The organism is Microvirga sp. M2, from assembly GCF_047497095.1.
Lineage (GTDB): Bacteria > Pseudomonadota > Alphaproteobacteria > Rhizobiales > Beijerinckiaceae > Microvirga.
Genome location: NZ_CP134064.1, coordinates 654,634 through 678,923, shown reverse-complemented (window position 1 = coordinate 678,923; position 24,290 = coordinate 654,634). Strand labels below are relative to the sequence as shown.

Here is a 24,290-nt window from a genome sequence, read left to right as displayed (position 1 = left end):
CACCCTTCTGCTTCCGCCATCTTGCTGGCCCACCAAGGTCTACAACTGACTGACCCGCAGGTCAATAAATGTTGACTAACCCGTAAGTCAATGAATATATGCGGCGCACAATCAATCAACCGAGTTTCCCGATGATCCGCCCCTTGATGTCGGCAGTCCGTCTCCTTTTGTCCGCAGCACTGCTCCTCACAGCCCTCTCGGCTGCCGGCGCGCAGCAGCCCGGAGGCGCACAAATGCCGCCCCCGCAGGTGACCGTGACCAAGGTCGAGGCGAAGGAAGTCCCCGTCACCTACGAGTATGCGGCCCGGATCTCGGCCCATCGCGAAGTCCAGGTCAGGGCGCGTGTCGGCGGGATCCTGCTCAAGCGCAACTTCAACGAAGGCGCAAGCGTCAAGGCCGGGCAAGTCCTGTTCGAGATCGATCCCGCTCCCTTCGAGGCGGAGCTTGCCCGTGCCAAGGCACAGCTTCAACAAGCCCAGGCGCAATACAACCAGGCCGTCCGGGATGCGGAACGCGCCCTGCAGCTCTATGCAAAGGGCGCAGGCAGCGAGAAGGCCCGCGATGACGCGATCTCCGCCAAGGAGCTTGGCGCCGCCGCCGTCGCGGCTGCAGACGCACAGGTGCGTACGGCCCAGCTCAACCTCGACTACACCAAGGTCAGGGCGCCCATCAGCGGCATCACGAGCCTGGAGCAGGTACCGGAAGGCAGCCTGATCGGCACCAGCGGGGACAGCAGCCTGCTGACCTCGATCACCGAGCTCGACCCCGTCTACGTGAACTTCTCGTTCGCCGATCGGGAAGGCAGCGAGATCCGGCGCCTCCTCGATACCCAATCCTCGAACGCATCTCCGGCCAAGATCCTCAAGGTCAAAATCACCTTCGGCGACGGACAGACCTACGATCAGGACGGCACCATCGACTTCACATCCAGCAGCATCGACACCGAAACCGGAACTCTGCAGGCCCGCGCCGTCGTCAGGAACTCCGATCGCCGTCTTGTCCCCGGCCAGTTCGTGCGCGCGACCGTGACCGGTCTGACCCTCAACGATGCCATCGTGGTGCCCGAGGCGGCCGTGATGCAGGGTCCGCAGGGGCAGTTCGTCTATGCCGTGAACGACAGCGGTCATGCGGAGGTGCGACCGGTTCAGCTCCGCCGGCAGGTCGAGGGCGGCTGGATCGTCGCCTCGGGCCTGAGATCGGGCGACAAGGTCGTCACCGAGGGCGTCATCAAGGTCCGTCCCGGCGCGCCGGTGACGGCCTCGGTCGCGTCCAACGACACCAACGTGGTGGTAAAGCAGTGAACCCGCGCTTCTTCATCGACCGGCCGGTCTTCGCCGCCGTCATCTCCATCGTCATCGTTCTCGCCGGAGCCCTGGCCATCCGGGTGTTGCCGATCGCGCAATATCCCGAGCTGACGCCACCTCAGGTGGTCGTCAGCGCCACCTATCCCGGCGCGAGCGCCGAGACGGTCGCCCAGACGGTGGCCGCACCCCTGGAGCAGCAGATCAACGGCGTGGAGGGCATGCTCTACATGCAGTCCTCGAACTCGAGCGCCGGGACGATGCAGCTGACCGTGACCTTCGCTCTCGGCACGGATCCGGATCAGGCCACCATCGACGTCAACAATCGCGTGCAGCGCGCGACCCCGCTTCTGCCCTCCGAGGTGACACGCCAGGGCGTCACCGTGGCCAAGCGCTCGACCTCGATCCTCGGCATGGTCGCGATGTTCTCGAAGGATCCGCGCTACGACCGGACTTATGTCGGCAACTATGCGCTCCTGAACGTCATCGACGAGCTCAAGCGCATCCCGGGCGTCGGTGACGCTTCGGCCCTCGGTTCGCTCGATTACTCGATGCGCATCTGGCTGCGCCCGGACAAGCTCGCCCAATACAAGCTGACGCCGACCGACGTCGCTGCCGCAATCCGTGAACAGAATGCCCAGTTCGCCGCCGGCCGCTTCGGCGACGAGCCGACCGACAAGTCGGTCGCCTTCACGTATTCGGCTACGACCATGGGCCGCCTGCCCGACAGGGAGGCGTTCGAGAACATCATCCTGCGCTCGGACGCAAACGCCGCGGCGCTGCGCCTCAAGGACGTGGCCCGTGTGGAGCTCGGCGCACAGAGCTACACGGTCACGGCCGAGCTCAACGGGACACCCGCCGTCCCCATTGCCGTGTATCTCCAGCCCGGAGCCAACGCGCTCGCCACCATGGAGGCGCTCACCGCCCGCATGGAGGAGCTGAAGCAGGCCTTCCCGGAGGGGATCGATTACCAAATTCCGTTCGACACGACCAAGTTCATCAAGGTTTCGGTCGAGGAGGTCATCCATACCTTCATCGAGGCCATCGTGCTGGTCGTCGCCGTCGTGTTCCTGTTCCTGCAGAACTGGCGCGCGACCCTGATCCCGGTCATTGCGGTGCCGATCTCGATCATCGGGACCTTCGCGGGCATGTATCTGTTCGGCTTCTCCATCAACCTGCTGACCCTGTTCGGTCTGGTGCTGGCCATCGGCATCGTGGTGGACGACGCCATCGTGGTCCTGGAGAACGTCGAGCGCATCATGACGACGGAGCACTTGCCGCCGCGTCAGGCCGCCATCAAGGCCATGGGCGAGGTCACCGGCCCGGTCATCGCCATCGTGCTGGTGCTGTGCGCCGTGTTCGTGCCCGTCACGTTCATGGGTGGACTGGCCGGCGAGATGTACAAGCAGTTCGCCGTCACCATCGCGATCTCCGTGACGATCTCCGGCATTGTCGCGCTCACGCTGACGCCCGCTCTCTGTGCGCTGATCCTCAAGCCCGGTCACCGGGAGCCGGCTCTGCCGTTCCGATTGTTCAACCGCGCCTTCGACCGGCTCACCGCCGGCTATACGGCCGGGGTGCGCTTCCTCGTGCGCCGCGTCGTCGTCGGCCTGTTGATCTCGGCGGGTGTCGTCGGCGCGACCGGATACCTCTTCATGACCATCCCGGGTTCGCTCGTGCCGGACGAGGACCAGGGCGTTCTGTTCAGCATTGCCATTCTGCCGCCTGCGGCTTCGCTGAGCCGCACCCAGGCGGTCGTGGACACGGCCAGCCAGAACTTCCGGAACCATCCGGCCGTGGAGAACGTCTTCGCGGTATCGGGCTTCGACCTGCTCTCCGGGAGCATGAAGACCAGCGCAGGCACCTCCTTCGTGTCGCTGAAGGATTGGGCCGAGCGGGTGGCGCCGGAGCTCGATGCCCGCAAGCTGGCGGGACCGTTCATCGGCATGAACGCCGGCATCAAGGACGGCATGGTGCTCGCCTTCAATCCTCCGCCCATCATGGGTCTGAGCACAACGGGCGGCTTTGAGCTCTATCTGCAGGATCGTACGGGTGGTGGCGTCGCGAGCCTCAACGCGGCGACCGCGAAACTGGTCGAAGCCGCGTCCAAGCGTCCGGAGCTCGCCGGCGTAAGGACGACCTTCGATACGAGCGTCCCGCAATACAGGATCGATCTCGACCGGGAGAAGGCGAAGGCCCTGAATGTGCCGATCAACTCGGTCTTCGAGGCCATGCAGAGCACGTTCGGCAACCTTTACGTGAACGACTTCACGCTGTTCGGCCGCAACTACCGCGTGATGCTGCAATCGGAATCGAATTTCCGTCAGACCCCGGACGATCTCAGACACGTCTTCGTCAAGGCGGGTTCGGGCAGCATGATCCCGCTCAGCACACTCGTGACGGTCGAGCGGGTCATCGGACCCGATCAGCTGGAGCGCTTCAACGCCTTCAATGCCGCCAAGGTGACGGGCAATCCTGCTCCTGGCTACACCTCGGGCCAAGCCATCGCGGCGATGCAGGAGGTGGCCCGGGAGGCGCTGCCGGAGGGCTTTCAGATTGCCTGGACCGGCTCCGCCTATCAGGAACTGGAGACGGGCGGTACCGGATCCCAGGCGATGATCTTCGGCCTCGTCATGGTGTTCCTGATCCTGGCGGCGCAATACGAGAGGTGGAGTCTGCCGCTGGCGGTCATCACGGCGGTGCCCTTCGCCTTGTTCGGCGCTCTCCTGGCCATCTGGCTCCGCGGGCTGACCAACGACGTGTACTTCCAGATCGGACTGGTCACGCTCATTGGCCTCGCGGCCAAGAACGCGATTCTGATCGTGGAGTTTGCCGTCCTTCGACGGCAGGAAGGCGCGAATGCGATCGACGCGGCCATCGACGCGGCGCGTCTGCGCTTCCGTCCCATCGTGATGACGTCGCTCGCCTTCATTCTCGGCGTCGTTCCGCTCGCGGTCTCGACAGGCGCGGGCTCCGCGAGCCGCCACTCCATCGGGACGGGCGTCATCGGCGGCATGCTGGCCGCGACCTTCATCGCGACCTTCCTGATCCCGATGTTCTACCGCCTGATCGCATGGCGACAGCCGAAACCCAGGGACGACGAGGAAGCTCTGCCGATCGCAACGCCGTCCGAGGTCTCGTAACCTGACAGGAATGGTCTGGTCGCTCTTCCGTCAGCGGAGCGGCCAGACCGAGTGAATCCATCATCCTTGCACCATGACAGTACAAACCGATCGTTCGTCCATCCCGGCCCGTGATCGCATCCTGGACGCAGCCGAGGATCTGATCTGCACCGGTGGGATCGCCGGATTCACGCTCGATGCCGTTGCTCTTGCGGCAGGGCTCAGCAAAGGCGGTCTCCTGTACCACTTCAGCTCCAAGGACAGTCTGATCTCGGGCCTGCAGCACCGCATGGCCCTGCGGCTCGAGCAGACGCTCCGGGACGCGGAGCGCCAGCGGGAGCCGATCCTGGAGGCGTTCATCCGCGAACTGCGCCAGGATTATGAAACGGGTGGGCGTCGTTTTGCGCCGCTGCTGCTGGCGCGTGAGCAACAGAATCCGTGCTATGAACTGCAAGCCCTGATGACCTGTCTTGTGCAGCGGAGTGGTCAGGGAGGCAAGGAAGCAACCCTGCTCCTGTTGGCATCCCTTGGGATGGTGCTCACCAGTCTGGCCCGGCTGCCCTGCATCGATCCGCAGCAGGCCGCAGAGCTTTTTGACGAGATGCTGGCAACCCGTGCCAAGCATCCATAGAGAAATCGGTTTAGACCGCAACACTGCCGAGAGCGATTTTGTGATCCGAACTGGAGAGGCGGTGTTCCGTGACGCGCCCGATGGAGGCAAGGCTGGCGGGCGTTTCCGCGGTGGTCTCTCGAACATCGCCTTGCGATGCAGGGATCGGGCTTTAGATAAAGGCGCTGTGCGCCAGATCTGCGGGGATCCGATCGTTCGATGACCGGCGAGGCCGGCCGCCCTGGCGGTCCCTTGGGCCGGTTGCAGACTGCGAACCATGACCGCAACGGATGTTCCCAAGGGTGATCGACTGGCGCCAAGTCGAATATCGAGCGCGCTTGTGCAGATATGAGGTGTCATGCGGCTCTTCATCGGACTCCTCCTCACGGCTGTGGCAGGCTGGGTGGATGCCATCGGATTTCTGCAACTCAGTGGGCTCTATACGTCCTTCATGAGCGGAAACACCACGCAACTCGGTGTCAGCCTCGGAACGACGGGCGGATTCGCCCGCATTCTGCCATTGGCCCTTGTCGCTGCGTTCTTCACCGGAGCTTTTACGGGCAACCTGTTGGCCTTGCTGTCGGGCCGCTGGTGCCTGCCGACAGTTCTCGGGATGGTCTCCTGCCTCCTCGGCCTCGCTTTCTGGATCTTCGGCTCAGGTGAAACGGTTCATGGCGTGTCTCTGCTTCTATCAGGAGCCATGGGAGCTCAAAACGCAGCCTTGCGGCAGGTGAAAGGCGTTCACGCAGGGACAACCTACGTGACCGGCACCCTCTTCAGCGCGGGGCGGGATCTCGCTGCGGCTGTTCTGGGGAAGGGGCCCCGCTGGAGATGGCTTCTTCACGTCGCGGTCTGGCTCTTCCTGATGGCTGGCGCGGCAGGCGGAGCCGCCACGTTCGGCCACGCCGGTCGATGGTCCCTCGGCCTCCCGGCGATCCTATTGGCTTTGCTGACGAGCACGGCATCGATCTGGGTGTGGCGCGCGAATCCAAAAGCGGAGAATTGAATTGTTCCACCCGATGTCCATGAACTTCCACGCAAGGAATTTCGACGCCAGCGCTGAAGCCCGACGCCACAGAATGCAAGCCCGATTTAGGCGGGACTGACAAGACGCGCGGCAACGGCGCGGACTGGCAACCGCGGCAGGACAGCGGGAGCGAAACCGGCCAAAAGGACGCGAGACTTCTCGCTCCCGGAACGCATCCACGCGCCTCTCGTTGCCCGGTTGGCTGTCCAGGACGGCAGCCGACTGGTGTCGATCGACGAGGAGCCGCGCCATGGCCGATAACGACCGTTGGAGGAACGAGCAGGAGCACCACAGCTATCGTGACGATGATCGCGAGCGCTGGCGTGATGAAGATTACCGTCGCGGTGGCGGCGGGGGTGCTTACCGTGGCGGCTATGGCCGCGGCCGTGGATCGGATGCAGGCCCAAATGCCCAGCGGGGCTCAGACGCCGGGAGTGCCGGATATGACCGGAATCAGGCTCGCGGCGGCTATCGCGGCGACCAGGACGCGGAAAGCATGAGCGACCTGTATGGTCGCGGTGCCTATGGCAGCGTCTATCGCGGCCGCGATAGGGCCGATCCGCGCAGCAGGCCGAACCGTGACTTTGGAGGCAACGACTACAATCGCGGTTTCTACGGTGCCGACCAGGGGCGGAGTGGCCGCGTGCATGGACCTCATCAGGACAGCTGGGGCTATCGCGGCGAGCGAAGCGGCTGGGATCGCTTCAGCGATGAGGTATCGTCCTGGTTCGGCGACGATGAAGCGGCACGTCGCCGTGAACAGGATGCCCGCCAGGGCGATCAAGGTGCCCAGCATCACCGTGGCCGTGGTCCCAAGGGCTATATCCGTTCCGATGAGCGTATCCGTGAGGACGTCAGCGACCGTCTGACGGACGATCCTTTCGTGGATGCCTCCGAGATCGAGGTCGGCGTTTCGAGCTGCGAAGTGACCCTGTCCGGTACCGTCGACAGCCGGGAGGCCAAGCACAGGGCTGAAGACTGTGCGGAGCGTGTATCGGGCGTGCGGCACGTCCAGAACAACCTGCGGGTTCAGCCGTCGGGCATGGGGCAGGGCACGGCTGAGGGCGCCGCTTGACTGCGCCACCCTCTCACCATGAGCCTCTTTGGAGATCGCCATGACCACAATGAAGGCAGTCCGCATTCATCGCTTCGGTGGGCCCGAGGTGTTGATGCTCGATGATGTACCCTGGCCGCAGCCGAAGGATGACGAGGTTCTCGTACGAGTCCATGCGGCCAGTGTGAATCCCGTCGACTACAAAATCCGAGCCGGCTCCTACACCGTCACGGATGATCAGCTTCCGTATACTCTCGGGCGTGATCTCTCGGGAACGGTCGAGCTCCTGGGAACGCGCGCCCACACACTCAAGGCCGGCGATCCGATCTTTGCGTTCATCGGCGTGGATCGAGGAACCTATGCCGAGTACGTCGTGGTCAAAGCCATGGAGATGGCCGCCAAACCCGCGACGATCGACCACGTGCAGGCGGCCGCCGTGCCTCTCGCCGGCCTGACGGCTTGGCAGGGCCTGTTCGATCATGGCCAGTTGCGGGCGGGGCAACGGGTTCTCGTTCATGGTGGAGCAGGGGGCGTCGGTCATTTCGCCATCCAGTTTGCCAAGGCGAAGGGTGCGACTGTTCTGACCACCGCGTCAGGCTCCGATCTCGATTTCGTGCGCGAACTCGGTGCGGACGAGGCCATCGATTACAAAGCCGACCGTTTTGAAGATCGCGCCCGCGACATCGACGTGGTGTTCGATCTGGTTGGCGGCGGAACCCAGGAACGCTCCTGGAGTGTGTTGAAGGAGGGCGGCATTCTGGTCTCGACATTGGGCGCGCCTCCAGCCGAGGCAGCAATCCGGCACAAGGCTCGTGCCGCAGGGTATCGCGCACGGCCTAACCCGGCGCAGCTGAGCGAGATCGGACAGCTGATCGACAATGGTCAGGTGCGGGTCGCCGTCGCCCGGACGTTCGCGCTCGCGGATGCAGGTGCAGCGCAGAAATATCTGGAACAGGAACATGTGCGCGGAAAGGTCGTCCTGCAGGTTGCCGACAAGACCTGACGAGGCTCCCGGCAGATGCCGATGAATGGTTCGGTCAGCCAGGAACGGCACCGCTCATGGAGATCAAGCAACTCCGCACGAGTGGCCAAGCGATCCGATGCTCCGTTCTGGGAAAGAGCGCATCGTTCCTGCGAAAAACCGGGGCCGCACTTTCGCACGATGCGCTAGCCCCGGGTGTCTCCGTGAGACCCAAATGGGCTTGCAGAGGTGAACATTACCAGGCGCGAGCAGTTCTCGACCGAGCAGCTCGCCTCACCGCTGCAGAAAAGGAATGTGGAATGAGCGATCACTCCTGGGTACTTGATCACACGGGCGGCACCTCTCTACCCCCACGCAGAGCAATCTTAGCCGGTGGGATCGCGACAGCGGCCTTCGCGGGCGCGGCTGCCGCGCAGTCACCGGAGAACGCTCCCACTGCAGGTCCTGTCACGCCTGGGCGCGGCTCGCAGCTTACGGGCAAGATCGCCGTGGTAACCGGGGCAGCCCGCGGGATCGGACGGGCCATTGCCATCGAGTTCGCCGCCAATGGAGCTGACGTCGCAGCCATCGACATCTGCGGCTTTGTCTCGCCCGCATCCAATGCCGCTCCCGCCACGCCGGAGGATCTTGCGGAGACACTACGGCAGGTCCAGGCAGCCGGCCGGCGCGCGCTCGCCATCCAGGCCGATATCCGCCATATCGAAGCGCTTCGGGCAGCGGCTGATCGCGTTGAGGCTGAGCTTGGAAAGATCGACGTGGTGGTGGCCAACGCGGCCATTCAGCGCTGGAAGCCGCTCCTCGAGATGGATGACTCGGATTGGCGCGACGTGATCGACAACAATCTGAATGGCACGGCCAACACCATCCGGGCCTTCGCGCCCAAGATGGTGGCTCGGAAGTCCGGTCGGATCATCGTGCTGTCGTCAATGCAGGGCAAGCACGGGACCAAGGATGCGAGCTCTTATTCGGCATCGAAATGGGGCATTCTCGGACTCATGAAGAGTGCCGCAATAGAACTCGGCCCACATGGCATCACCGTCAATGCGCTGATCCCGGGCCTCGTCGACACGCCGCTGACCCGTTATGAAACCCGCTACCGGGAAGCGATTGCCGAAACCCAGCCCAATCCGCCCGAGCATCCCACTCCCGAGCAAGCCTGGGACGCAAGAAAGGTCCAGGTACCACTGAAAGTGGGTTGGCTGCGCCCTGAGGATGTCTCGCCGGCTGCTGTCTTTCTGGCCTCCGACGCCGCCGCGATGGTCACTGGTGCCGGGTACGAGGTCACAGGCGGAGACAGCGCGCATAACATGTAGGGGCGCACAGGCCCATTATCCGGACGCTTACCGCATCGGACGTGACATCGAACCCGCATCCGATGCTGTCAGTCCCTGTTCTCGGGCATCTATTCACGCAAAACCGGTTCCCGCTTTTGCATTCTATGCGTCGCATCTATCTTTCAGGGACGATGCGCTCTTTCCTGGCAGGGAGCATAGGGTGAAATCCCAAACGTGCACAGCTGCCTCTCATGCCCGATGTGCCGGGTCAGAAAACGGCCAGTGTAACCCATTGGGCAACCAAGGCAGGTTTGTCGTTGTCTGCGATTTCGACCGTCGCCGTATGACGCAGGCGAATTTCATTGTCGGCACGGTGCACGAACTCGTCGAGGACGAAGCGGCCGCGGATGCGGGCGCCACTGCGGACCGGTGTGATGAACCGAACTTTGTCGAGACCGTAGTTGACGCCGATCGTCTTGCCTTTGAGATGGGGAAGAGCCTCGTCTGCGAGGGACGGCAGGAGTGAAAGGGTGAGGAAGCCGTGCGCGATCGTGCCGCCGAATATCGTGCTCTTTGCTCTGTCGGGATCGATATGAATGAACTGATAATCACCCGTTGCCTTGGCGAAGCGGTCGATCTGTTCCTGGCTGATGCTGCGCCAGGGAGAGACTCCGATCTCTTGGCCGACCAGCGCCGGGAGGCTGTCGGGATGGAGCTCGTGCGCTTGGGTGATGCTCATTCGATGGTCCTTTCAAGAGTTGCGATGCGGCCTGCCTTCTTCACTCTCTTCATTGCAGCAGGACGGGAGAATGCCGTGGGAGAGCTATCGGTCAGGATGATCGGAGCCGGATTCTTTGTTGAAGAAGGCTTCATATCAGGCGGGAGGCCCGCCACTTGGACGGTTCCCGTGAACCTGACCCATACCCTCTTCGCGGTTTGGGAAGACGTTCACAATGTCAGGAGGGTTCTGCCAGCGCAGCTCCGCTCCTGTGATCGCACCTGCGAGATTTCGCAGTCACCGGCTCGGATGAACACCGAATGGCATTCTCCACGAACTCGGCGATCACCTGAACGTACTGCTCCGGCGAGATGCCGCGGCGGCGGTACTTGCTGCGCTTGACATACCAATCCTGCAGGAGCGGTTTGATCAGAGAGGCCGTCATCTCGACGTCTCGAATGCGGAAGACACCGCTTTTGACACCGTCGGTCAGCGCGTCAGCAATCAACTTTTCTGTCGAAAGCTCGCTCTTCGTGGCTTTCTCGCGCCCTTCCCTGGGAAAAGCCTTCGCCTCCATGTAGGCGAAGGCGAACCAGGGCTGCATGACCTCCGTGAGGTAGACATGCGTCTCCAGGAGCCAATGCAGACGTTCGGCCGGATTGCCTAACACGCTCTCGGGCGGAGATCCGAGTGCCTCCGACACGGCGGAGGAGACCTCGCCGAGGATCATCATCAGGAGCGTATCCTTGGTATCGAAGTAGGTATAGAGCGCCCCCATGCTCAGGCCCGACTCGGTCGCGAGATCACGCAGGCTCATCGAGTGGAAGCCCTTCCGGTTCGCGAGCGTCAAGGTCGTTTGAATGATCAGCATCAGTTTCGCGACCGCGACATGCTGTTTCTGTGTGCGGATCGTGGCACGGTGCCGTTCCACCATGCGGGCGCAGATTGCCTTGAGGGAAAAGTCAAAATCCGCCTGAAAGGATTTCAGCGTGCGCTGCCGCGGCTTCCACTCGGGAGTGGCGAGCTCGCCGGCCGGCGCTGGTCGAACAGGCAACCCGTCCGCCTTGTGAGATTGGGTCCGCTTCATGGTTCAAGGATTAATCGACGTGGTTCGCCAAATCAATCGCAGCTTGTTGTTGCGCGGCGGGAAATTTCGTTTTAAAAAACGAGCGCTCGCTCTTTTTATGGCGGGCATGACCGCCGCAGAAGGGGGGCTCGATGGGCTTTGACATTGATCTGAGCGGACGCTCCGCACTTGTTACGGGGGCATCCAGCGGGCTTGGGCGGCATTTTGCCAAGGTTCTCGCTCGGGCGGGTGCAAAGGTCATCGTCGCCGCGCGCCGGGTCGGCGCGCTGGAGGATGTCTGCAATGAAATCTCCGAACTGGGCGGGGCTGCCCGCGCCGTGCCGCTCGACGTGAACGACCAGGCCTCGGTCGAGAAGGCGATCGAGGCCGCGGCTTCTTCCAGCAGGCTCGACATTCTGGTCAACAACGCCGGCGTGACCGTGACAAAATCGGTCCTCGACGTCTCCGAAGAGGAGTGGGACCGTGTCGTCGACACGAACCTCAAAGGAAACTTCCTCGTCGCACAGGCCGCTGCCCGCATAATGAAGTCCCAGGGGAGCGGGGGCGCGATTATCAATATCGCGTCGATTCTCGGATTGCGGGCCGCAGGCCACGTTTCTCCTTACATGGCGTCGAAAGCGGGCGTCGTTCATCTGACCAAAGCCATGGCACTTGAACTTGCGCGATATAACATTCGGGTCAATGCGCTCTGTCCCGGCTATATCGAAACGGAGCTGAACCAGGACTTCTTCGCGAGCGAAGCCGGCCAGGCGCTCATCCGACGCATTCCGCAGCGCCGCCTCGGCAGCCCTTCTGATCTCGACGGGGCTCTCCTGCTCCTCTGCTCGGACGCAGGCTCGTACATCACGGGCTCCGCCCTCGCCGTCGATGGCGGTCACCTCGTCTCCAGCCTCTAGGATATCCCATGGACTTTCGTATCTCGCCGCAGATCGAAGACTACCGCTCGCGCATTGCCACTTTCGTTGAGCGCGAGATCCTCCCCCTTGAGGTTGACCCTTCCTCCTATGACGAGCACGAGAACATCGCTCACGCTGCGCTTGAGGCGGTGCGCGCAAAAGCGAAGGCCGAGGGTCTCTGGTGTCTCCAGCTGAAGCCGGAGACGGGTGGCGCCGGTCTTGGCAAGGTCGGAATGGCTGCGTGCTACGAGGCCATGAACCGCTCGATCTTCGGGCCTGTGGTATTCAATTCAGCAGCGCCGGATGACGGCAACATGATGGTCCTCGAGGCCACGGGTACGCCTGAGCAGAAAGAGCGCTGGCTCGACCCGATCGTCCGTGGCGATGTACGCTCCGCCTTCGCGATGACCGAACCGCATCCCGGTGGGGGCTCCGATCCCAGTATGATTCAGACCCGTGCGGAGAAGCGTGGGGACACGTATGTCGTGCACGGCCGCAAGTGGTTCATCACCGGCGCCGGCGAGGCCAGTCACTTCATCCTGATTGCCCGCACGTCCGACGATCCTCGCCATGGTCTCACGGCGTTCCTGTTTCACAAGGACCAGCCCGGCTGGCGCATTCTGCGCCGCATCCCGATCATGGGCCCGGAGGAACACGGCGGTCATTGCGAGATCGAGTTCGATGGCCTGGAAATCCCGAAGGAGAACGTCCTTCTGGGGGAAGGACAGGGGCTGAAGGTCACGCAGATTCGTCTGGGGCCGGCGCGGCTGACGCATTGCATGCGCTGGCTCGGCCTCTCCAAGCGCTGCGTCGAGATCGCACAGGCCTATGCGGCGGAGCGAACCGGATTCGGCCAGCGCCTTGCCGACCGGGAGAGCATCCAGCTGATGCTGGGCGATCTCACCCTCAAGATCGAGATCGGGCGGCTGCTTGTCATGAAGGCCGCATGGGCTCTCGACCAGGGCAGCTTCGCGCGCAAGGAGATATCCATGGCGAAGATCCACGTCGCCAACCTGCTGCATCAGGCCGCCGACACCGGTATCCAGATCAATGGAGCGCGCGGCTATTCGAAGGATACCGTACTGGAGTGGATATACCGCTACGCCCGTCAAGCCAGGCTGGTGGATGGAGCCGATGAGGTTCATCGCATGGTGCTCAACCGCTTCCTTATCTCCGAGGGCTCGGCCTTCTGGAGCTGGCCGGTTGCCGACGGCAGCCCGTTCACGAATCCGGCGTGAGGTCGAAAGACTCATCGGACCACGATAGAAGCCGCACGGATCTTGACCGCCGACGGCTCTCCGATTCGACTTCCGGGCGGTGCTGCGAGCCGTGCGGAAGTCATGACAATTCTTTCTCTTGCAGATCAGGAGATTGCCGATGGCCGACGATCCTTTGACCACCCACGCCCATCCGCCGGAGTTCGACGTCAACGGGCTCGATCGCTTCCTGCGCGCCGCTATCCGGGATCTTGGCGGTCCCATGACCTTGGAGCGGATCGCGGGCGGACAATCCAACCCGACCTTCTTCGTCAACTACGAGACGAGGCGGCTCGTTCTCCGCAAGCAGCCCCCTGGCGAACTGCTCCCTTCGGCGCACGCGATTGATCGTGAGTACCGGGTCATGGGCGCTTTGAGGAAGGCCGGCGTTCCCGTTCCCGACGTCGTTCTCTATTGCGACGACAGAGAGATCCTCGGAACACCCTTCTACATCATGGATCGTCTCGATGGGCGCGTCTTTCACGACGGCGCTCTTCCCGGCGTGTCGAGCGACGAGCGTCGCCTCATGTATCGTTCTCATGCCCAGGCTCTGGCGGCTCTTCATAATGTCGATCCGGCAAGCGTCGGCCTCTCGGATTACGGAAAGAGCGGCAACTATTTCGCCCGTCAGATAGGGCGCTGGACGAGACAGTGGGAACTTTCCCGCACCCGCACGGATGCCAATATCGATCGGCTGATCGATTGGCTGCCGAAGAACATTCCCGAGGACGATGCGACCGTCGTGACGCATGGCGATTTCCGGATCGGAAACGTCATGTTCCATCCTCGGGAGCCCCGGGTGATCGCAATCCTCGACTGGGAATTGTCCACACTGGGGCACCCTCTGGCGGATCTGGCTCATGCCTGCATGGGGTGGCATTCCGCACCGCACGAGTATGGCGGGTTGATCGGCCTGGACCTGGCTGCTCTTGGCATTCCGCGTGAGACCGAGTTCACCGAAGCCTACTATGAGGCGGCCCGTCACGGGCTCAGGATGACCCGCTTTCACATGGCCTTCGCGCTTTTCCGCTTTGCCGTCATCTTCGAGGGAATTGCGGCGCGCGCGAAGGCCGGCAATGCCGCCGATGCGAGTGCCGCAGCCGTCGGCCCTCTCGCGGCCAGCTTCGCGCAGCATGCCGTTGATGCTCTGAGTCGCGACCCCTAGAGCATCGGACCCAAAAGTGGGTCCACTTTTGGGTCCGATGCTCCACTCCTTAAATGGCGCATCGTTCGGAGCGAAAAGCCGGGTCCACTTTTCCGCACGATGCGCTAGAGCCTTTTCCGCAAAAGTGGATGCCGGTTTTGCGAAGAAAAGGCGTCTTTCTCAAACAACAGGAGCCTTTTCCATGAACCGAAGTTCATGGAAAAGGCTCTAGTCGTGGCCCAGCAGACTCGCCTCGCACATCGCTTGCGGTCAAAAGCTACGATCGAATGTCCTTGAGTTGGTATGGCACGATGTTTCGGCTGTCAGGATTGACATCGATGCCCTTGTCGAAGGGCGGTATCGCACGCTGAGGGCAATCTGCCCTGTCGCAAAGCCTGCAGCTGATACCGATTTTGACGACTGCCGCAGGGTTGCGCGCGTCGATAACGTCCGAATAGACGAACTCGTTCGCGTGTGCCAGTTCGCATCCAAATCCGACCGCGTAGCGAAGGCGAACTGCGTCGAAACGCCCTCCTCCCTTCGTAATCGCATGAGCAACCGACAGATACTGATCGCCGTCCGGCATCTCGGCAATCTGGACCAGGAAGCGATCCGGCGTTTCGAACGCCTCATGGATGTTCCAGATCGGGCAGGCACCGCCATAGCGCGCAAACTGAAGTCGCGTTGCACTATGGCGCTTCGTAATGTTTCCGGCGCGATCCACCCGCAGGAAATACATCGGAACGCCTTCGTTCCCGGGCCGCTGAAGAGTCGAGAGCCGATGACAAACCTGCTCTATGCTGACACCGAACCGGGCCGCGAGGCGCTCCACGTCATGCCTCGTCCGGCGGGCCTCTTCGGCAAATCGGGCATACGGCATCAGCAAGGCGCCGGCGAAATAGTTCGCCAAGGCTGCGGTGCAGACGGCACCGGCATCCGTCCCCTGAAATGAGGCGTCGGCCACAACCGCGTCGATGGCGTCAGAGAAGGCAAGGATCGCCAGATGGCGCGCGACGGCGAAAGCGAGTGTCGCTCGAGGCAGGGTGTCGTTCAGAAGCAGCACCCTGCGAGCGCGGTCCAAGTCGCTGACGAAGGATGTGCCCTCGGACGGCGAAATGCATGACACCGATATGTGGTAGTTCGTCTCAAGATAGCACGAGAGGCGATTCAGCAAGCTGTCCGGGCCTTCAGCAATCCGGGACGAGAGGGTCTCGGCGGCTCGATCAAGGGAATCGACGTAATTGCCGATAAAGTGGAAGAAATCCCTGACCTCTTCGAAAGCGGATTGCCGGCTGCCGAAATTGCCTTCGGTAGCCCGTAGAGCGTCATCCAGCGAACGGTACTTTTCCTCGACCTTTCGATAGACCCTGTGAAGGTCGATCAGGGCCCGTCCCAGCTTTGGCGCATGAAGCGCGGCGCTTCTGAGTTCCTGCAGCGGAATATCGAGGCCGCTGAAGATCGGATCACCGAGCACTTCCCGTAGCGTCGCAGCCAATCGAATGTTGTCGTCACTGGAAAAGGCCGAGACGTCGACCCGCAGGACGCGCGCCAGTTCGACGATTACTGTCCCGGAGAGACTTCGCTGGTTCGTCTCGATCTGGCTCATGTAGCTGGACGAGACGCCGATCCGCTTGGCCAGGTCGATCTGCGTGAGCCCGCGCGCCTCCCGCAGATCACGGATCGCCGCGCCAGCATAGATCTTTCGCTTCATGCAAACCTGCAAACTTTACTCTTTTGCATATTCACATGAAAAATGTTGTCTCCGCAAGCCGTATTGAGGAGAGAACATCACAACGCACGTTTACTTCATCGCTGCTTCTCGGGCTCGCCGAGGAAAGGTCCAATCATGCTAGGTGTTCTCGAACGGCTTGAAGAGCGGCGGGCGCAGGCCCGTCTTGGCGGGGGCGAGAGGCGCATTCAGGCGCAGCATGGGCGCGGCAAGCTCACGGCGCGCGAGCGCCTCGAGCTGTTGCTCGACACGGGCTCGTTCGAGGAGTTCGACATGTTCGTCGAGCACCGCTCGGCGGATTTCGGCATGGACAAGGCCAAGATCCCGGGCGACGGCGTCGTCACCGGCTGGGGCACGGTCAACGGCCGCACGGTGTTCGTGTTCGCCAAGGATTTCACCGTGTTCGGCGGCTCGCTGTCCGAGGCGCATGCCCAGAAGATCACCAAGATCCAGGACATGGCCCTGAAGATGCGCGCCCCGATCGTCGGCCTGTTCGATGCCGGCGGCGCCCGCATCCAGGAGGGCGTGGCGGCGCTCGGCGGCTACGGCGAGGTGTTCAAGCGCAACGTGATCGCCTCCGGGGTGATCCCGCAGATCTCGGTCATCATGGGCCCGTGCGCGGGCGGCGACGTCTATTCGCCGGCCATGACCGACTTCATCTTCATGGTGCGCGACCGCTCGTACATGTTCGTGACCGGCCCCGACGTGGTCAAGACCGTCACCAACGAGACCGTCACGGCCGAGGAGCTCGGCGGCGCCAAGGTCCACACCACCCGCTCCTCGGTGGCCGACGGCGCCTTCGACAACGACGTCGAGGCGCTGCTGCAGGTGCGCCGCCTGATCGACTTCCTGCCGGCCAACAACCTCGACGGCGTGCCGGAATTCCCGAGCTTCGACGATCCGAGCCGCACCGACGCCAGCCTCGACACCCTGATCCCGGACCATCCGAACAAGCCCTACGACATGAAGGAGCTGATCCTGAAGGTCGTCGACGAGGGCGACTTCTTCGAGCTCCAGGAGGCCTATGCCAAGAACATCATCACCGGCTTCGGGCGCCTCGAGGGCCGCACGGTCGGCTTCGTGGCCAACCAGCCGATGGTGCTGGCCGGCGTGCTCGATGCGGACGCCTCGCGCAAGGCGGCGCGGTTCGTGCGCTTTTGCGACGCGTTCAACATCCCGATCGTCACCTTCGAGGACGTGCCGGGGTTTCTGCCCGGCACGGCGCAGGAATATGGCGGGCTGATCAAGCACGGCGCGAAGCTGCTGTTCGCCTATGCGCAGGCGACGGTGCCGCTGGTGACGGTGATCACCCGCAAGGCCTTCGGCGGGGCCTATGACGTGATGGCGTCAAAACATATCGGCGGCGACATCAACTATGCCTGGCCTTCCGCGCAGATCGCCGTGATGGGGGCCAAGGGCGCGGTCGAGATCATCTTCCGCCAGGATCTGGGCGATGCGGCGAAGATCGCGGCGCGGACCCAGGAATACGAGGACCGCTTCATGTCGCCGTTCGTGGCGGCCGAGCGCGGCTATATCGACGAGGTGATCATGCCGCATTCGACCCGGCGGCGGATCGCCCGGGCGCTCGCCATGCTGCGCCACAAGGAAACCGAGCAGCCCTGGAAGAAGCACGACAACATCCCGTTGTAGAGGAGGGGAGCATGAGTGACGGCAGAAATGAAGCTCCAGACGTCTCCCTCGACGAGGTCGCCAAACTCCTGTGGGATGTTGGTGAGCCCGGCAACGGCAGAGATGATGCGCATAACCGTATCGACGAGATGTCCCGGCTCCTTTGGGCCATCAGTGAACGAAATGCGGACGAGCACACGGCCGCCCCTTCAACGTTCTCGAGCTGACCTCACAAAGTATGGCGCACGGACTGGCCCTTGAACCCCCCGTCCGCCTCATCGTTCCCCCTTCCCTTGGACAGATCTGATTCATGTTCGACAAGATCCTGATTGCGAACCGCGGCGAGATCGCGTGCCGGGTGATCAAGACCGCCCGGCGCATGGGCATCAAGACGGTGGCGGTCTATTCCGAATCCGACCGGGACGCGCTCCATGTCGAGATGGCCGACGAGGCCGTCCCGATCGGCCCGGCCGCGGCAGCAGGGTCCTATCTCGCGATCGACAAGATCGTCGCGGCCTGCCGGGCCACCGGCGCCCAGGCGGTCCATCCCGGCTACGGCTTCCTGTCCGAGCGCGAGGCGTTTCCGCAGGCGCTGGCCGCGGCCGGCATCGTGTTCATCGGGCCGCATCCCGGCGCGATCGCCGCCATGGGCGACAAGATCGCCTCGAAGAAGGCCGCCGCCGCCGCCGGGGTCTCGACCGTGCCGGGCTATCTCGGCGTGATCGCGAGCCCCGAGCAGGCGGTCACCATCGCCGACGCGATCGGCTATCCGGTGATGATCAAGGCCTCGGCCGGCGGCGGCGGCAAGGGCATGCGCATCGCCCATGCCGCCGACGAGGTCGCCGAGGGCTTCGCGCGCGCCACATCCGAGGCGGCGAGTTCCTTCGGCGACGACCGCGTCTTCATCGAGAAGTTCATCACCGATCCGCGCCACATCGAGATCCAGGTGCTCGGCGACAAGCACGGTAACGTGATCTATCTCGGCGAGCGCGAATGCTCGATCCAGCGCCGCAACCAGAAGGTCATCGAGGAGGCGCCCTCGCCGCTGCTCGACGCGGCCACCCGCCGCCGCATGGGCGAGCAGGCGGTGGCGCTCGCCCGGGCGGTCGGCTACGACTCCGCCGGCACCGTCGAGTTCGTCGCCGGCCAGGACAGGTCGTTCTACTTCCTCGAGATGAACACCCGCCTGCAGGTCGAGCATCCGGTGACCGAGATGATCACCGGCATCGACCTCGTCGAGGAGATGATCCGGGTCGCGGCCGGCGAGCCCCTGCGGCTGAGCCAGGCCGACGTGCGGCTCACCGGCTGGGCGGTGGAAAGCCGCATCTATGCCGAGGATCCGGTGCGCAACTTCCTGCCCTCGACCGGGCGGCTGGTGACCTACCGGCCGCCGCCGGAGGGCACGGCGGCCGGGGTCAGCGTGCGCACCGACACCGGCGTCTTCGAGGGCGGCGAGATCTCGATCCATTACGATCCGATGATCGCCAAGCTGGTGACCCATGCGCCGACCCGCGAGGAGGCCATTCAGGCCCAGGCGAGCGCGCTCGATGCCTTCGCGATCGCCGGCATCCGCCACAACATCCCGTTCCTGGCAACGCTGATGCAGCACCCGCGCTGGCAGGCGGGCCGGCTCTCGACCGGGTTCATCGCCGAGGAGTTCCCGCACGGCTTTGCGGTGCCGGCGCCGGAGGGCGCGGTGGCGCGCCGGCTGGTCGCGGTCGGGGCGGCGATCGATCATCTTCTGAACGAGCGCAAGCGCCGGATCTCGGGCCAGCTGCGCCCGGCCGCCTCGCTCCGGTTCGAGCGCGAGCGGGTGGTGCTGCTCGGCTCGGTGCGCCACGACGTGGTGATCGAGGACATCGACGGCGGCATCGCGGTGGTGCTCGACGGGGAGGCGTGGCCGGTGATGTCGGCCTGGGCGCCGGGCGAACCGGTCTGGACCGGCACGGTCGGCGGTGAGGCGATCGCCGTGCAGGTGCGGCCGATCCTCAACGGGGTGGCGCTGGCGCATGCGGGCGCGGCCGCCGAGGTGCGGGTCTATACCCGGCGCGAGGCGGAGCTGGCCGCGCTGATGCCGGCGCGCCAGGAGGCGGATACCGGCAAGACGCTGCTGTGCCCGATGCCCGGCCTGGTGAAGGCGATCAGCGTCAGCCCCGGCCAGGAGGTCAAGGCGGGCGAGCCCTTGTGCATCGTCGAGGCGATGAAGATGGAAAACGTGCTGCGCGCCGAGCGCGACGGCATCATCGCCCACATCCACGCCAAGGAAGGCGATAGCCTCGCCGTCGACGCCACCATCATGGAGTTCGCGTGATGGCGGCGATGGACGATGTGTCGTTTGCCGCCGATTTTCCTGAGGCCACCCGCGAGCAGTGGCTTGCGCGGGTCGCGGGCGTGCTGAAGGGGGCGGATTTCGCCAAGACGCTGGTCGCGCGCAGCCAGGACGGGCTGGCGATCGGGCCGCTTTATCCCAAGGCCGAGGGCGCGGCCGGGATCGCACGTGCGCAGGCCGGGCGCTGGCTGGTGGCGCAGCGCATGGACCATCCCGATCCCGATGCGGCCCGCGACCTCGCCCTGCGCGATCTCGACGGCGGCGCGGATGCGCTCACCCTGGTCACCCGCCGGGCCCCGGCCGCACGCGGCTTCGGCGTGACCGTCGCGACGGTCGAGGATCTCGACCGGGCGCTCGCCGGCGTGATGCTCGACCTCATCCATCTGCGCCTCGATGCCGGCGGCCAGGGCCGGGTCATGGCCGAGCGCCTCATCGCCCTTGCCGAACGGCGCGGCCACACGCTGGCGGAGCTGTCGCTCGATCTCGGCCTCGATCCGATCGGCGCCCTGGCCTCCCAGGGAAGCCTTGCGGTCGCGTGGAACGAAGTCTCGGCCCGCATGGGCGCGGTGCTCGCGGATCTGAGCGCGAAAGGCTTTGCCGGCCGCGTCTTCCTGGCCGACGGGCGCGCCTATCACGAGGCGGGCGCGAGCGAGGCGCAGGAGCTGGCGGCGGTGTGCTCGCAACGGGCGTCAGCTATCTGCGGGCGCTCGCGGCGCAGGGCCACGCCCTCGAGGCCGCGCGCCACAGCCTGTCGTTCCTGCTGGTGGCGGATGCGGACGAGTTCCTGACGGTCGCGAAAGTTCCGGGCGCTGCGCCGGCTCTGGGCCCGGATCGAGCAGGCCTGCGGCCTGGAGCCGCGCCCGCTGCGGCTGCACGCGGAGACCGCCTGGCGCATGACCACGCGGCGCGATCCGTGGGTGAACCTGCTGCGCGCCACGGTGGCCACCTTCGCGGCCGGGATCGGCGGCGCGGATGCGATCACGGTCGTGCCGTTCACGGCGGCGCTGGGCCTGCCGGATGGGTTGGCGCGCCGGCTGGCGCGCAACACGCAGCTGATCCTGCTCGAGGAAGCCCAGCTCTGGCGCGTGGCCGATCCGGCTGCCGGGGCCGGCGGCTTCGAGGCGCTCACCGAGGGCTTGTGCGAGACCGCTTGGGGCCTGTTCCAGGCGCTCGAGCGCGAGGGCGGCCTCGTCGAGAGCCTGCGGCAGGGCGCGCTGCAGGGCCGGATCGCGGCCGTGCGCGCCCGGCGGGACAAGGCCGTTGCCACCGGCCAAGAGCCGATCACCGGCACGAGCGCGTTTCCGAACCTTGCCGAGGCGCCCGTGACGGTGCTGCTGCCGGCCGTGCGGGAGGCGCCGCCGGAGCCCGGCCCGGCCGCCGTGGCGGTCACGCCGCTGCCGTCGCTGCGCACGGCCGAAGGCTTCGAGCGCCTGCGCGACCGGTCGGACGCGCATCTGGCCCGGACGGGCGCGCGCCCGCGGGTGTTCCTGGCCAATCTCGGCCCGGTCTCCGCCTTCACGGCGCGGGCGACCTTTGCCAAGAACTTCTTCGAAGCCGGCGGGATCGAAGCCCTGATGAACGATGGCTTCACGGCTCCTCATGCCCTGACAGCTGCCTTTGCTGCATCGGGCACTGAGATCGTCTGCCTCTGTTCATCGGATGAGGTCTATTTTGGACCAGCCGAGGCCGCAATCACGCCAAACGAGACAGCCGCTGAAGAGACCGCTCGAAACCTGAAGAGGGCAGGGGCCTCGCTCGTGTATATGGCTGGCCGTCCGGTCCTCCGCGAGGACGCACTGCGCTTGGCGGGGATTCACGATTTCATCCACAACGGATGCGATCTGCCGGCCGTGGTCGCCTCCATCCATTCAGCCGTTGATGGTTCCACCTCGGATCGAGGGGAGGTCAGAGTTCCATGACACGCATACCGGATTTTTCGCAGCTTGGCTGGGCGGGCGCCCCCGAAGTCTCGAGCGTCCTGCCGCCCGCCGGCGAGCCCGAGCCGTGGCTGACGCCGGAGGGCATCGCCGTGAAGGGCTCGTACGGCCCCGCCGACCGGGCCGGGCTCGACTGTCTCGACACCTTTCCGGGGCTCGCGCCGTATCTGCGCGGACCCTACCCGACCATGTACGTCACCCAGCCCTGGACCGTGCGCCAGTATGCCGGCTTCTCCACCGCCGAGGCCTCCAACGCCTTCTACCGCCGCAACCTCGCGGCCGGCCAGAAGGGCCTCTCGGTCGCCTTCGACCTCGCCACCCATCGCGGCTACGATTCCGACCATCCCCGCGTCGCCGGCGATGTCGGCATGGCCGGCGTCGCGATCGACTCGCTCTACGACATGCGCACCCTGTTCGCCGGCATCCCGCTCGACCGGATGAGCGTGTCGATGACCATGAACGGCGCCGTGCTGCCGATCCTGGCGCTCTTCATCGTGGCGGCCGAAGAACAGGGCGTGCCGGCCGCCAAGCTCTCCGGCACGATCCAGAACGACATCCTCAAAGAGTTCATGGTGCGCAACACCTACATCTACCCGCCGCACGGGTCGATGCGCATCATCGCGGACATCTTCGCCTATACCGCGGCCCACATGCCCAAGTTCAACTCGATCTCGATCTCCGGCTACCACATGCAGGAGGCCGGCGCGACCCAGGACCTCGAGCTCGCCTACACGCTCGCCGACGGCGTCGAGTACATCCGCGCCGGGCTCGCGGCCGGGCTGGCCATCGACCAGTTCGCGCCGCGGCTGTCGTTCTTCTGGGCGATCGGCATGAACTTCTTCATGGAGGTCGCCAAGCTGCGCGCCGCGCGCCTGCTCTGGGCCAAGCTCGTCGCGGGCTTTGCGCCCACGAGCGAGAAGTCGCTTGCCTTGCGCACGCACAGCCAGACCTCGGGCTGGTCGCTGACCGCCCAGGACGTGTTCAACAACGTCACCCGGACCTGCCTCGAGGCGATGGCGGCGACCCAAGGCCACACCCAGTCGCTGCACACCAACGCGCTCGACGAGGCGCTCGCCTTGCCGACCGACTTCTCGGCCCGGATCGCCCGCAACACCCAGCTGTTCCTGGCCCAGGAGAGCGGCGCCACCCGGATCATCGACCCGTGGGGCGGCTCGTATTACGTCGAGCGCCTGACGCACGAGCTCGCCGGGACGGCCTGGCGCCATATCCAGGAGGTCGAGGCGCTCGGCGGCATGGCCAAGGCGATCGAGGCCGGCATCCCCAAGCTCAAGATCGAGGAGGCCGCCGCGCGCACCCAGGCGCGCATCGATTCCGGCCAGCAGAAGATCATCGGGGTCAACGCCTATCGCCCGCACGACGAAGCCGCGATCGAGATCCTGAAGGTCGACAACGCGGCCGTGCGGGCGAGCCAGATCGCCCAGCTCGAGCGGCTGCGCGCCGAGCGCCGCCAGGCCGATGTGGACGCGGCCCTCGCGGCCTTGTCGGCGGGCGCGGCCGGCACCGGCAACCTGCTCGCTCTGGCCGTGCAGGCCGCGCGCGCCAAGGCGACGGTGGGCGAGATCTCGGCCGCGCTGGAAAAGGTCTGGGGCCGCCACCGGGCCGAGATCCGGGCGATTGCAGGCGTGTACAAGCGCGAGGTCGGCCTGGCGTCGCCCGCCGTCGAGACGGTGCGCCGGCTGGTCGAGGCGTTCGAACGCGACGACGGCCGCCGGCCGCGCATTCTGGTCGCCAAGATGGGCCAGGACGGGCACGACCGCGGCCAGAAGGTGATCGCCTCGGCGTTCGCCGATCTCGGCTTCGACGTCGATATCGGGCCGCTGTTCGCCACCCCGGCGGAAGCCGCGCGCCAGGCGGTCGAGAACGACGTGCACATCGTCGGGGTGTCGTCGCTCGCGGCCGGGCACCTGACCCTGGTGCCGGAGCTGAAGCGCGAACTGGCGAAGTTCGGGCGCGAGGACATCATGATTGTGGTCGGCGGCGTGATCCCGCCGCAGGATTTTGCGGCGCTCACCGAGGCCGGCGCCGCGGCGATCTTCCCGCCCGGCACAGTGATCGCGGACGCCGCCGCCGGCCTCATCGACGACCTCAACCGCCGCCTCGGATACGGCCCCAAACACGCCGCTGAGTGAGCTGAACAAACGGAGTTTCGACCGTCCGGTCGTCCCGCCCGTGAA

At 64.8% G+C, this 24,290-nt stretch carries 18 protein-coding genes and 2 pseudogenes; 17 read left to right on the top strand and 3 right to left on the bottom strand.

The annotated features are described in order from the left end of the window. Positions 1 to 146: 146 nt before the first annotated feature. The 7 genes from RE429_RS22760 (at position 147) to RE429_RS22730 (ending at position 9,409) form a co-directional block, all read left to right on the top strand. A complete protein-coding gene (locus RE429_RS22760; RefSeq protein ID WP_414475616.1) occupies positions 147 to 1,301 on the top strand; it encodes an efflux RND transporter periplasmic adaptor subunit in 1,155 nt (384 codons plus the stop codon). Further along, positions 1,298 to 4,444, top strand: coding sequence for an efflux RND transporter permease subunit (locus RE429_RS22755; RefSeq protein ID WP_414475615.1), 3,147 nt, complete (start codon positions 1,298 to 1,300; stop codon positions 4,442 to 4,444). Before RE429_RS22760 ends, RE429_RS22755 begins: the two co-directional genes overlap by 4 nt. A 73-nt stretch (positions 4,445 to 4,517) precedes the next feature. Further along, on the top strand, positions 4,518 to 5,054 hold the full coding sequence (locus tag RE429_RS22750; protein WP_414475614.1) for a TetR/AcrR family transcriptional regulator: 537 nt from the start codon (positions 4,518 to 4,520) through the stop codon (positions 5,052 to 5,054). Positions 5,055 to 5,391: 337 nt separating this feature from the next. Then, on the top strand, positions 5,392 to 6,039 hold the full coding sequence (locus RE429_RS22745; protein WP_414475613.1) for a YoaK family protein: 648 nt from the start codon (positions 5,392 to 5,394) through the stop codon (positions 6,037 to 6,039). Positions 6,040 to 6,310: 271 nt separating this feature from the next. Next, positions 6,311 to 7,135: a BON domain-containing protein gene (locus RE429_RS22740; protein WP_414475612.1), complete on the top strand. Its 825-nt coding sequence runs from the start codon at positions 6,311 to 6,313 to the stop codon at positions 7,133 to 7,135. Positions 7,136 to 7,175: 40 nt separating this feature from the next. After that, positions 7,176 to 8,117, top strand: coding sequence for an NADP-dependent oxidoreductase (locus tag RE429_RS22735; RefSeq protein ID WP_414475611.1), 942 nt, complete (start codon positions 7,176 to 7,178; stop codon positions 8,115 to 8,117). 278 nt (positions 8,118 to 8,395) lie between these two features. Next, positions 8,396 to 9,409 (top strand): SDR family NAD(P)-dependent oxidoreductase, encoded by a 1,014-nt coding sequence (locus tag RE429_RS22730; protein ID WP_414475610.1) that lies wholly within the window; start codon positions 8,396 to 8,398, stop codon positions 9,407 to 9,409. Positions 9,410 to 9,638: 229 nt separating this feature from the next. Here the strand turns inward: RE429_RS22730 and RE429_RS22725 are convergent, their stop codons facing one another. Together RE429_RS22725 and RE429_RS22720 are read right to left on the bottom strand one after the other, a co-directional pair. After that, entirely contained in the window at positions 9,639 to 10,109 is a 471-nt protein-coding gene (locus RE429_RS22725) for a MaoC family dehydratase (RefSeq protein ID WP_414475609.1), read from the bottom strand. A gap of 217 nt (positions 10,110 to 10,326) precedes the next feature. Then, on the bottom strand, positions 10,327 to 11,142 hold the full coding sequence (locus RE429_RS22720; protein ID WP_414475608.1) for a TetR/AcrR family transcriptional regulator: 816 nt from the start codon (positions 11,140 to 11,142) through the stop codon (positions 10,327 to 10,329). Positions 11,143 to 11,173: 31 nt separating this feature from the next. Here RE429_RS22720 and RE429_RS22715 point away from each other — a divergent pair, with 31 nt between their 5' ends. The 4 genes from RE429_RS22715 (at position 11,174) to RE429_RS22700 (ending at position 14,492) form a co-directional block, all read left to right on the top strand. Then, on the top strand, positions 11,174 to 11,317 hold the full coding sequence (locus RE429_RS22715) for a hypothetical protein (RefSeq protein WP_414475607.1): 144 nt from the start codon (positions 11,174 to 11,176) through the stop codon (positions 11,315 to 11,317). Further along, complete coding sequence (locus tag RE429_RS22710) at positions 11,307 to 12,071, top strand: SDR family NAD(P)-dependent oxidoreductase (RefSeq protein WP_414475606.1); 765 nt, start codon at positions 11,307 to 11,309, stop codon at positions 12,069 to 12,071. The genes RE429_RS22715 and RE429_RS22710 overlap by 11 nt, the downstream gene beginning before the upstream one ends. An 8-nt stretch (positions 12,072 to 12,079) precedes the next feature. After that, the gene (locus RE429_RS22705) at positions 12,080 to 13,309 is read left to right on the top strand and encodes an acyl-CoA dehydrogenase family protein (RefSeq protein WP_414475605.1); all 1,230 of its coding nucleotides are present in this window, start codon (positions 12,080 to 12,082) and stop codon (positions 13,307 to 13,309) included. A 139-nt stretch (positions 13,310 to 13,448) separates the two neighbouring features. Further along, the gene (locus RE429_RS22700) at positions 13,449 to 14,492 is read left to right on the top strand and encodes a phosphotransferase family protein (protein WP_414475603.1); all 1,044 of its coding nucleotides are present in this window, start codon (positions 13,449 to 13,451) and stop codon (positions 14,490 to 14,492) included. A gap of 256 nt (positions 14,493 to 14,748) precedes the next feature. Here the strand turns inward: RE429_RS22700 and RE429_RS22695 are convergent, their stop codons facing one another. Then, on the bottom strand, positions 14,749 to 16,182 hold the full coding sequence (locus tag RE429_RS22695; protein ID WP_414475601.1) for a helix-turn-helix domain-containing protein: 1,434 nt from the start codon (positions 16,180 to 16,182) through the stop codon (positions 14,749 to 14,751). Between the two features lie 135 nt (positions 16,183 to 16,317). On the opposite strand from RE429_RS22695, the gene RE429_RS22690 reads away from it, so the two are divergent. The 6 genes and pseudogenes from RE429_RS22690 to scpA all read left to right on the top strand — a co-directional run bounded on the left by RE429_RS22690 (position 16,318) and on the right by scpA (position 24,245). Then, a complete protein-coding gene (locus RE429_RS22690) occupies positions 16,318 to 17,850 on the top strand; it encodes an acyl-CoA carboxylase subunit beta (RefSeq protein WP_414475600.1) in 1,533 nt (510 codons plus the stop codon). Between the two features lie 11 nt (positions 17,851 to 17,861). Then, positions 17,862 to 18,056: a hypothetical protein gene (locus tag RE429_RS22685; protein WP_414475599.1), complete on the top strand. Its 195-nt coding sequence runs from the start codon at positions 17,862 to 17,864 to the stop codon at positions 18,054 to 18,056. Between the two features lie 83 nt (positions 18,057 to 18,139). Next, positions 18,140 to 19,849: pseudogene (locus RE429_RS22680) on the top strand (acetyl-CoA carboxylase biotin carboxylase subunit); the annotation flags it as partial. A gap of 51 nt (positions 19,850 to 19,900) precedes the next feature. Beyond that, positions 19,901 to 20,140, top strand: coding sequence for an acetyl-CoA carboxylase biotin carboxyl carrier protein subunit (locus tag RE429_RS22675; protein ID WP_414475890.1), 240 nt, complete (start codon positions 19,901 to 19,903; stop codon positions 20,138 to 20,140). Continuing rightward, a pseudogene (locus RE429_RS22670) lies at positions 20,140 to 22,077 on the top strand (methylmalonyl-CoA mutase family protein). The gene RE429_RS22675 and the pseudogene RE429_RS22670 overlap by 1 nt, the downstream one beginning before the upstream one ends. Then, complete coding sequence (gene scpA, locus RE429_RS22665; protein ID WP_414475598.1) at positions 22,074 to 24,245, top strand: methylmalonyl-CoA mutase; 2,172 nt, start codon at positions 22,074 to 22,076, stop codon at positions 24,243 to 24,245. Before RE429_RS22670 ends, scpA begins: the two are co-directional and overlap by 4 nt. Positions 24,246 to 24,290 lie beyond the last annotated feature (45 nt).

What these genes read in the sequence shown, in the direction of transcription:
- RE429_RS22760 (WP_414475616.1), top strand. Translation starts at nt 147, where the DNA reads ATGTCGGCAGTCCGTCTCCTTTTGTCCGCAGCACTGCTCCTCACAGCC.
- RE429_RS22750 (WP_414475614.1), top strand. Translation starts at nt 4,518, where the DNA reads ATGACAGTACAAACCGATCGTTCGTCCATCCCGGCCCGTGATCGCATC.
- RE429_RS22745 (WP_414475613.1), top strand. Translation starts at nt 5,392, where the DNA reads ATGCGGCTCTTCATCGGACTCCTCCTCACGGCTGTGGCAGGCTGGGTG.
- RE429_RS22740 (WP_414475612.1), top strand. Translation starts at nt 6,311, where the DNA reads ATGGCCGATAACGACCGTTGGAGGAACGAGCAGGAGCACCACAGCTAT.
- RE429_RS22735 (WP_414475611.1), top strand. Translation starts at nt 7,176, where the DNA reads ATGACCACAATGAAGGCAGTCCGCATTCATCGCTTCGGTGGGCCCGAG.
- RE429_RS22730 (WP_414475610.1), top strand. Translation starts at nt 8,396, where the DNA reads ATGAGCGATCACTCCTGGGTACTTGATCACACGGGCGGCACCTCTCTA.
- RE429_RS22725 (WP_414475609.1), bottom strand. Translation starts at nt 10,109, where the DNA reads ATGAGCATCACCCAAGCGCACGAGCTCCATCCCGACAGCCTCCCGGCG.
- RE429_RS22715 (WP_414475607.1), top strand. Translation starts at nt 11,174, where the DNA reads ATGGTTCAAGGATTAATCGACGTGGTTCGCCAAATCAATCGCAGCTTG.
- RE429_RS22710 (WP_414475606.1), top strand. Translation starts at nt 11,307, where the DNA reads ATGGGCTTTGACATTGATCTGAGCGGACGCTCCGCACTTGTTACGGGG.
- RE429_RS22705 (WP_414475605.1), top strand. Translation starts at nt 12,080, where the DNA reads ATGGACTTTCGTATCTCGCCGCAGATCGAAGACTACCGCTCGCGCATT.
- RE429_RS22700 (WP_414475603.1), top strand. Translation starts at nt 13,449, where the DNA reads ATGGCCGACGATCCTTTGACCACCCACGCCCATCCGCCGGAGTTCGAC.
- RE429_RS22695 (WP_414475601.1), bottom strand. Translation starts at nt 16,182, where the DNA reads ATGAAGCGAAAGATCTATGCTGGCGCGGCGATCCGTGATCTGCGGGAG.
- RE429_RS22690 (WP_414475600.1), top strand. Translation starts at nt 16,318, where the DNA reads ATGCTAGGTGTTCTCGAACGGCTTGAAGAGCGGCGGGCGCAGGCCCGT.
- RE429_RS22685 (WP_414475599.1), top strand. Translation starts at nt 17,862, where the DNA reads ATGAGTGACGGCAGAAATGAAGCTCCAGACGTCTCCCTCGACGAGGTC.
- RE429_RS22675 (WP_414475890.1), top strand. Translation starts at nt 19,901, where the DNA reads ATGCCGGCGCGCCAGGAGGCGGATACCGGCAAGACGCTGCTGTGCCCG.
- scpA (WP_414475598.1), top strand. Translation starts at nt 22,074, where the DNA reads ATGACACGCATACCGGATTTTTCGCAGCTTGGCTGGGCGGGCGCCCCC.